Source organism: Deferrisoma palaeochoriense, assembly GCF_054656955.1.
Window position 1 is genome coordinate 1 of sequence record NZ_BAAHXI010000108.1, and the last position, 6,473, is coordinate 6,473.

Consider the following 6,473-nt stretch of genomic DNA (forward strand, 5'->3'; position numbering starts at 1 on the left):
CCCCCCTCACCCCGGCCCTCTCCCCCCGGTGGGGGGAGAGGGGGACAGAAGGCGGCCCGGTACGGCGTTGCAGGCCCCCCTCCAGGGCGCCAGAACGCGGCCCAGGACGGCGCAGCAGGCCCCCCTCCCCTGGTGGGAGGGGGGTAGGGGGGAGGGGGGAGGGAAAGGGCGGGACGGATGGGCCCCCTCACCCCGGCCCTCTCCCCCCGGTGGGGGGGAGAGGGAGACAGAGGGCAGCCCGGGACGGCGTTGCGGGCCCCCCCCTCCCCTGGCGGGAGGGGGGCAGGGGGGAGGGGGAAGGAAAGGGCGGGGCGGATGGGCCCCCCTCACCCCGGCCCTCTCGCCCCGGGGGGGAGAGGGAGACAGGGGGCGACCCGGGTCGGCGCCGCAGGCCCCCCTCCCCTGGCGGGAGGGGGGCAGGGGGGAGGGGGAGGGTGGGGGTGGGGGTGGGCGCATGGGGCGTTCACGGTTGACGGGCGTGGCTAGGCGCTTGCGCCAGAACCAGACGGATGCTGAGCATCGGCTGTGGCGGTTCCTGCGCAACCGGCAGATGCTGGGCAAGAAGTTCCGCCGGCAGGCGCCGATGGGGCCGTTTGTGGTCGATTTCGTCTGCCACGAAGCGCGGTTGATCATAGAGGTCGACGGCGGGCAGCACGCGGTCCAGGTCGAACAGGACCGGCGACGGGCCGAGTGGTTGGAACACAACGGCTACCGGGTTCTCCGGTTCTGGAACCACGACGTCCTCCAGAACACCGAGGCCGTGCTGGAGAAGATCCGGACGGTGTTGGAGGAGGTGGGTTCGTCGTCGTAGGGGCCCCCCTTGCTCACCCCGGCCCTCTCCCCCCGGTGGGGGGAGAGGGAGACAGAGGGCGGCCCGGGACGGTGTTGCAGGTACCCCCCCCTCCCCTGGCGGGAGGGGGCAGGGGGGAGGGGGAAGGAAAGGGCGGGGCGGATGGGCCCCCCTTGCTCACCCCGGCCCTCTCCCCCCGGTGGGGGGAGAGGGAGACAGAAGGCGGCCCGGTCGGCGTTGCAGGTTTCCCCCTCCCCTGGCGGGAGGGGGGTAGGGGGGAGGGGGAACGGAGCGGCAGCGGGATCCATGGCGCGGGCGTGGGGGGTGGCGTTGGAGGGGCCTCCCGGCTTTCCAGCCTCCCAGCCTTCCAGCTTTTCAACGAAAGGAGAACGCCGATGCCCAAAGTGCTTATCGTGGACGACTCGGCCTGGGCCCGGGCCCTGGTGCGCCAGGTGCTCGAGGGCACGGGGGTGGAGGGGCTCGAGATTCTTGAGGCGGGCGACGGCGAGGACGCCCTGGAGGTCATGGTGACCGAGCGGCCGGGGTTCGTGGTGCTCGATCTGGTGCTCCCGGGCATGCGGGGCGAGGAGGTGCTCGCCAAGGCCCGGGCCGCCGGGTTCGACGGCACGGTGGTGGTGCTCACGGCCGACGTGCAGGAGGCCACCCGGGAGGCCCTGATGGCGGCCGGGGCGGAGGGGTTCGTCACGAAGCCCTTGGCAGGGGCCGCGGCCCAGGAACTGGCCGATCTCCTGAAGCGGTTCGCCCAGGGGGCGGGGAAAGGGGAGACCCGTGGTTGAGTTCGGCGCCCGACAGCTCGACGTCCTCACCGAGGTGGTGAACCTGGGCATGGGGCGGGCCGCGGCGAGCCTCTCCCGGCTCACCGGCGACCGGGTGCTCCTCGAGGCCCCCCGGGTGCGGGTGCTGGCCCTCGCCGAGCTCGACCGGCACCTGGCCGGGGTGACCGACCAGGAGGTGTGCAGCGTGTTTCAGGCCTTCGAGGGCGAGGTGGCCGGCGACGCCGTGCTCTTCCTGCCGCTTCCGAGCGCCCGGAACCTCCTGGGGCTCCTCCTGGGCCGGCCGCTCGTGGCCGAGCGGTTCACCGAGCTCGAGCAGGCCGCCATGATGGAGGTGGGCAACATCGTGATCAACGCCTGCCTTGGGACCCTCTCGAACGTGCTGGAGACCCGATTTGTCTTCCTGGTGCCCCACGTGGCGGTCCAGAGCCTGCGGCCCATGCTCCGGGGCGCCGGGGCCGACGACAAGGTCTGCGTGCTCGTGGAGAGCCGGTTCCGGGTGAAAAGCCGGGAGGTGGAGGGGTACTTGGCGATCGTGATGGGCGTGGCCTCGGCCCAGGCCCTGGCCGAGGCGGCCGACAGGCTCCTGGCCGGCGGGCTGGGGAAAGGATTGGGTCCATGATCAACCGGGCCGAACTCTGGCACCAGATCGTGGAGAACCTAGACGCCGGAATTGTGGTTTTGGACGCAGACCTCACCGTGATCTACTGGAATCCGTGGATGGTCCAATCCAGCGGGGTGGCAGGCCGGGATGTGGTGGGCCGGCCGTTGGGAGAGGCGTTTCCCCGCCTGGCCGAGACGGGCGTCCTGGACCGACTCCGGGACGTGGTGGCTCTGGGGGTGCGGGCCGTGTTCAGCCATGCCTTCCACAGTGCCCTGTTTCCGACCGGGTGCGCCGAGCCCGAGTCCCGGGTTCCCAAATACCAGGAGGTCACCTGTGTGCCCCTGATGGCGGAGGGCCGGGTGGAGGGCGCGGCGCTCCTGGTGTACGACGTGACCGCCCTGGTGGTGCGGGAGTTCGCCCTCACCGAGGCCGCCCGGCAACTGCGGGCCCTGCGGGACGAGATGGCCGCGGTGCGCGAGGAGATGTCGCTCAAGGCCCCTTCGCTGGACAAGATCCTCGAGCTCCTGGAGGCCCGCCGGTGAGCCCTTCGATCGACCTCGCCCGCCGCATCGTGGACGGGGCCGGGGTGGGCCTGGTGCTCCTGGGGGAAGGGTTTTGCGTGGAGGCCTGGAACGCCTGGATGGAGAAGGCCTCGGGCCTGCGGGCGGCCGAGCTCCTGGGCCGGCCCCTGGCCGACGTGGCGCGGGAGTTCGCGGAGCGTCACGAGCCCGACCTCGAGGAGGTGGCCGAAAACGGCGGGTACCGGTTCCTCTCGGCCCTCCTGCACCCGAAGCTCCTGCCGCTCCGGGAGCCCGACGGGGCCTACCTCGTCCACGACATCCTGGTGGGGCCCCTGGACGTGGAGGGGGAGCGCCGGCGGCTCCTGCTCACCGTGCGGTCGGTGGCCGAGCACGTGCGGGCCTACCGGGACCTGGAGCGGCTGTTCCACCAGGTGGCCGAGGGCAAACGGCTGTGGGAGGCCGCCTTCGACGCCCTGGACGAGCTCGTGTGGGTGGTGGACCGGGCCGGCACCGTGCTCCGGGCCAACCGGGCCGTGGCCCGGCGGGCCGGAAAGACGTTCCCCGAGATCATCGGCCGACCCTGCCCCGAGGTGTTGGGCGGGGGCGACGACTGCGGCCACTGCCTGGCGGCGACCCCCGAGGGCGGCGACGGCATGGCCCCGTGCCTGGGGCCGGCCTACCGGTTCTCGGCCCATTCCGTGGGCGACGGGAACCTGGTGTGCACGGCCGTGAACCTGGCCCCCGTGCGCCGGGCCTGGGAGCAGGCGGCCCGGGCCGAGAAGACCTTCTCGCTCGTGCGGCTCGTGGCCGGCGCGGCCCACGAGCTCAATAACCCCCTGGCCGCCATCGCCGGGGCGGCCGAGGTGGCGCTTTTGGCCTGCGACGACCCCGGGCTCCGCCGCAAACTCGACCTCATCGAGGCCCAGGCCCACCGGGCCGCGAACATCCTCCACCGCCTCCAGGAGTTCGCCCGGATCCGCACCGGCCCCCGGGAGCCGGTGCGCCTGGCCGAGGTCTGGCGCCGGGCGAAGGGGGGGCTCGCGTTTCCCGCGGGGGTGCGGTTCCGGGAGGACGCGCCCGACGACCTGCCGGAGGTCATGGGCCAGCCCGCCCGGCTGGAAACCCTTTTCGCCGCTCTCCTGGACAACGCCCTCAAGGCCGTGGACGGGGCCGGGGAGGTTCAGATCGCGGCCCGCCACGACCCGGAGGCCGGGGAGGTGGTGGTCACGGTGGAGGACACGGGCCCCGGGTTCGCCGAGGAGGCCCTGCCCCACGTGTTCGACCCGTTTTTCACCACCCGCGAGGTGGGCCAGGGCGCCGGCCTGGGGCTCTCGGAGTGCCAGGGCATCGCGGCCGACCACGGCGGCACCATCGAGGCCGGCAACCGGCCCGAGGGCGGGGCCCGGGTCACCCTGCGGCTCCCCGTGGCGGGCACCCGGGTCGCCGACCACATCCCCCCCGTGGGCACCCACGACCGCATGCTGGCCAGCCTGAGCGGCGGGGGGAAGGGGTGAGGGGACGAAAGGGACGGAAGGGACGGGCCGACCAGCCTCCCAGCCTCCTAGCCTCCTAGCCGCCCAGCCGCCCAGCCGATCTCATGCACCCACACCCCGTGGGTGGCGCCCCGCCAGTCCACCTCCTCCAGGTACAGATCCCGCCGGAATCCCTCGGCCTCGAGCCGCTCCACCGTGCCCTCGGCGATCCGGCGGCCCGGCTCCGCCACGTAGGCCCGGCCCCCCGGGGCGAGCACGCTCTTCAGCGTGGCGAGGAAGGGCTCCAGGAACCGCCGCTCGTACAGGACGTCGGCCGCGAGCACCAGGGGCGCCCGCAGGTCGGCCGGGGGGGCGCGCCAGTCCAGGAGCCGGGTGCGGCCGGGGGCCCCCAGGTTCAGGGCGTGGTTCGCCCGGGCGAACCCGAGGGCGTCGGGCTCGTAGTCGGTGAAGGTGACCCGGGCCCCGGCCAGCGCCGCCGCAACGCCCACGAGCCCCAGACCGCAGCCCAGCTCCACCGCCTCCTCCCCGGGCCGCACGGCGCCCTCCCGGAGCAGGAACCCCGCCAGGGCCACCCCCGAGGCCCAGAGTTCCGCCCAGTAGGGGAACCGCTCGTCCTCCTCGAACGCCTTCGGGTCCACCCGGTCGGCCAGCGCGTTGGGGTCGGCCGGCTGGAAGAGCCGCACGGCCCGGCCCCCCGCCGGCACCGTGCGAAGGGCCACGTCGTACCCCGCGGGCAGGAGTCGCGCCGCCGGGCCGAATTGCGTATAAAGGGGCCCCTCGGCATCTCGGGGAGGAGGCGGCATGCGGATCTGGGCCATCTCGGACCTACACCTTTCGTTCGGCAAACCCAAGCCCATGGACCTCTTTGGCGACCACTGGCGCGACCACGCGGCGCGGATCGCCCGGGCCTGGCGGGAGCGGGTGGCCCCGGAGGACGTGGTGTGCCTGCCCGGGGACCTCTCGTGGGCCCTGAAGCCCGCCGAGGCCGAGCCCGACCTCGCCTGGCTCGCCGGGCTCCCGGGCCGCAAGGTGCTGGTGAAGGGGAACCACGACTACTGGTGGACCTCCACCTCCCGGGTGCGGCGGATGCTACCCGAGGGGGCGGTTGCGATCCAGGGGGACGCGGTGGAGATTGACGGGGTGGGGTTCGCCGGGGCCCGGGGGTGGGTGGACCCGACGCTCGACTTCGCGCCGCTCTTCGACCACCTGCCCGGGGAGCCCGCGGCCATGCACGGCATCCGGGGCGAGGCCGAGGACCGCCGGATCTACGAGCGCGAGCTCGGCCGGCTCGAGCGGAGCCTCCGGGCGCTGGGGCCCGGCACGGCCCTTCGGGTGGCGCTCCTCCACTTCCCGCCCACCTCGCCCCGGCTCGAGGACACCCCGGTCACCCGGCTCCTGGAGCGCCACGGCGTGGAGGTGTGCGCCTTCGGCCACCTCCACGGCCCGGGCTGGGAGCGGTACGAAAACCCCTACGGCGAGAAGAACGGCGTGCGCTACTACCTGGTGAGCGCCGACTTCGCGCGGTTCGCGCCGGTGGAGATTTGGACGTTGGGACGTTAGGACGTTGGGACGGCAGGACGTCCACGCGTCCGCACGTCCGCGCGTGTCAGCCGACCAGCCGTGACACGAACACCGGCCGGCGGGACTTCCGCAGGACCCGCTCGGCCACGGTGCCCAGGAACACGTGGCGGAGCCGGCCCTTGCCGTGGCTCCCCATGACGATGAGGTCGGCGTCCAGGTCCTCCGCCGTTTCCAGGATCTGGGCCGCCGGGTCGCCGTGGACCACCCGGATCTCGGCCACCCGGCCCCGGTCCTCGGGGTGGTCGGGCAGTTCCTCCTCCGCGAACCGGGCGAGCCGCCGCTCGATCTCCTCGACCACCTCGCGCTTGTGCTCCAGCTCGAGCTCCCCGAGCCGGCCCTCCCCCATGATGGTCGAGACGTAGTTCACCACCGAGGAGTCCACGTCGGGCAGCACGTGGAGGATGTGGATCTTGCCGTCGTAGTGGCGGGCCAGGCTCACGGCGTGGCGAAACGCCTGGGCCGCGTTGGGCGAGAGATCGGTGGCGTAGAGGATGGTCTTGTAGACCGGGATCATGCCTCACCTCCCCGGGGGCGCGGCGGGGCCCCCCCCCCAGGGTTATGGCTTCGCAGAACGCCCGGGTGCCAAGTGGGGGGCCCGCCCCGCGGCTTTTTTTCTCAAAAAAAAACACCACAAAAACAAACCTCACAAACTAAAAATATTAACAGCATTTTTTGTTGAGTGATCACATG

Annotated in this window: 8 protein-coding genes; 6 read left to right on the top strand and 2 right to left on the bottom strand. The window is 72.9% G+C overall.

Annotated elements, in window-relative coordinates; translation table 11 throughout:
- Window positions 1-478: 478 nt before the first annotated feature.
- From ACYQ8L_RS17740 to ACYQ8L_RS17760, 5 genes are all read left to right on the top strand, one after another.
- Entirely contained in the window at window positions 479-811 is a 333-nt protein-coding gene (locus ACYQ8L_RS17740) for an endonuclease domain-containing protein (protein ID WP_459943155.1), read from the top strand.
- 374 nt (window positions 812-1,185) lie between these two features.
- Complete coding sequence (locus tag ACYQ8L_RS17745; RefSeq protein WP_459943156.1) at window positions 1,186-1,587, top strand: response regulator transcription factor; 402 nt, start codon at window positions 1,186-1,188, stop codon at window positions 1,585-1,587.
- A complete protein-coding gene (locus ACYQ8L_RS17750; RefSeq protein ID WP_459943157.1) occupies window positions 1,580-2,206 on the top strand; it encodes a chemotaxis protein CheC in 627 nt (208 codons plus the stop codon). The genes ACYQ8L_RS17745 and ACYQ8L_RS17750 overlap by 8 nt, the downstream gene beginning before the upstream one ends.
- The gene (locus tag ACYQ8L_RS17755) at window positions 2,203-2,730 is read left to right on the top strand and encodes a PAS domain-containing protein (protein ID WP_459943158.1); all 528 of its coding nucleotides are present in this window, start codon (window positions 2,203-2,205) and stop codon (window positions 2,728-2,730) included. The genes ACYQ8L_RS17750 and ACYQ8L_RS17755 overlap by 4 nt, the downstream gene beginning before the upstream one ends.
- Window positions 2,727-4,223 carry a PAS domain-containing sensor histidine kinase gene (locus ACYQ8L_RS17760; protein ID WP_459943159.1) on the top strand — a complete coding sequence of 499 codons (1,497 nt, stop codon included), beginning with the start codon at window positions 2,727-2,729 and terminating at the stop codon, window positions 4,221-4,223. Before ACYQ8L_RS17755 ends, ACYQ8L_RS17760 begins: the two co-directional genes overlap by 4 nt.
- 47 nt (window positions 4,224-4,270) lie before the next feature.
- Here ACYQ8L_RS17760 and ACYQ8L_RS17765 read toward each other — a convergent pair whose 3' ends face one another.
- Window positions 4,271-5,020 carry a class I SAM-dependent methyltransferase gene (locus tag ACYQ8L_RS17765; protein WP_459943160.1) on the bottom strand — a complete coding sequence of 250 codons (750 nt, stop codon included), beginning with the start codon at window positions 5,018-5,020 and terminating at the stop codon, window positions 4,271-4,273.
- Between ACYQ8L_RS17765 and ACYQ8L_RS17770 the strand changes: the two genes are divergently transcribed.
- Window positions 5,004-5,762: a metallophosphoesterase gene (locus tag ACYQ8L_RS17770; protein ID WP_459943161.1), complete on the top strand. Its 759-nt coding sequence runs from the start codon at window positions 5,004-5,006 to the stop codon at window positions 5,760-5,762. The two genes, ACYQ8L_RS17765 and ACYQ8L_RS17770, sit on opposite strands and share 17 nt — an antisense overlap.
- A 46-nt stretch (window positions 5,763-5,808) precedes the next feature.
- Here the strand turns inward: ACYQ8L_RS17770 and ACYQ8L_RS17775 are convergent, their stop codons facing one another.
- Entirely contained in the window at window positions 5,809-6,297 is a 489-nt protein-coding gene (locus ACYQ8L_RS17775; RefSeq protein ID WP_459943162.1) for a universal stress protein, read from the bottom strand.
- Window positions 6,298-6,473 lie beyond the last annotated feature (176 nt).

Bases quoted from the DNA above. Each gene is read 5' to 3' on its own strand.
- ACYQ8L_RS17755 (WP_459943158.1), top strand. From the start codon at position 2,203: ATGATCAACCGGGCCGAACTCTGGCACCAGATCGTGGAGAACCTAGAC.
- ACYQ8L_RS17745 (WP_459943156.1), top strand. From the start codon at position 1,186: ATGCCCAAAGTGCTTATCGTGGACGACTCGGCCTGGGCCCGGGCCCTG.
- ACYQ8L_RS17765 (WP_459943160.1), bottom strand. From the start codon at position 5,020: ATGGCCCAGATCCGCATGCCGCCTCCTCCCCGAGATGCCGAGGGGCCC.
- ACYQ8L_RS17775 (WP_459943162.1), bottom strand. From the start codon at position 6,297: ATGATCCCGGTCTACAAGACCATCCTCTACGCCACCGATCTCTCGCCC.
- ACYQ8L_RS17770 (WP_459943161.1), top strand. From the start codon at position 5,004: ATGCGGATCTGGGCCATCTCGGACCTACACCTTTCGTTCGGCAAACCC.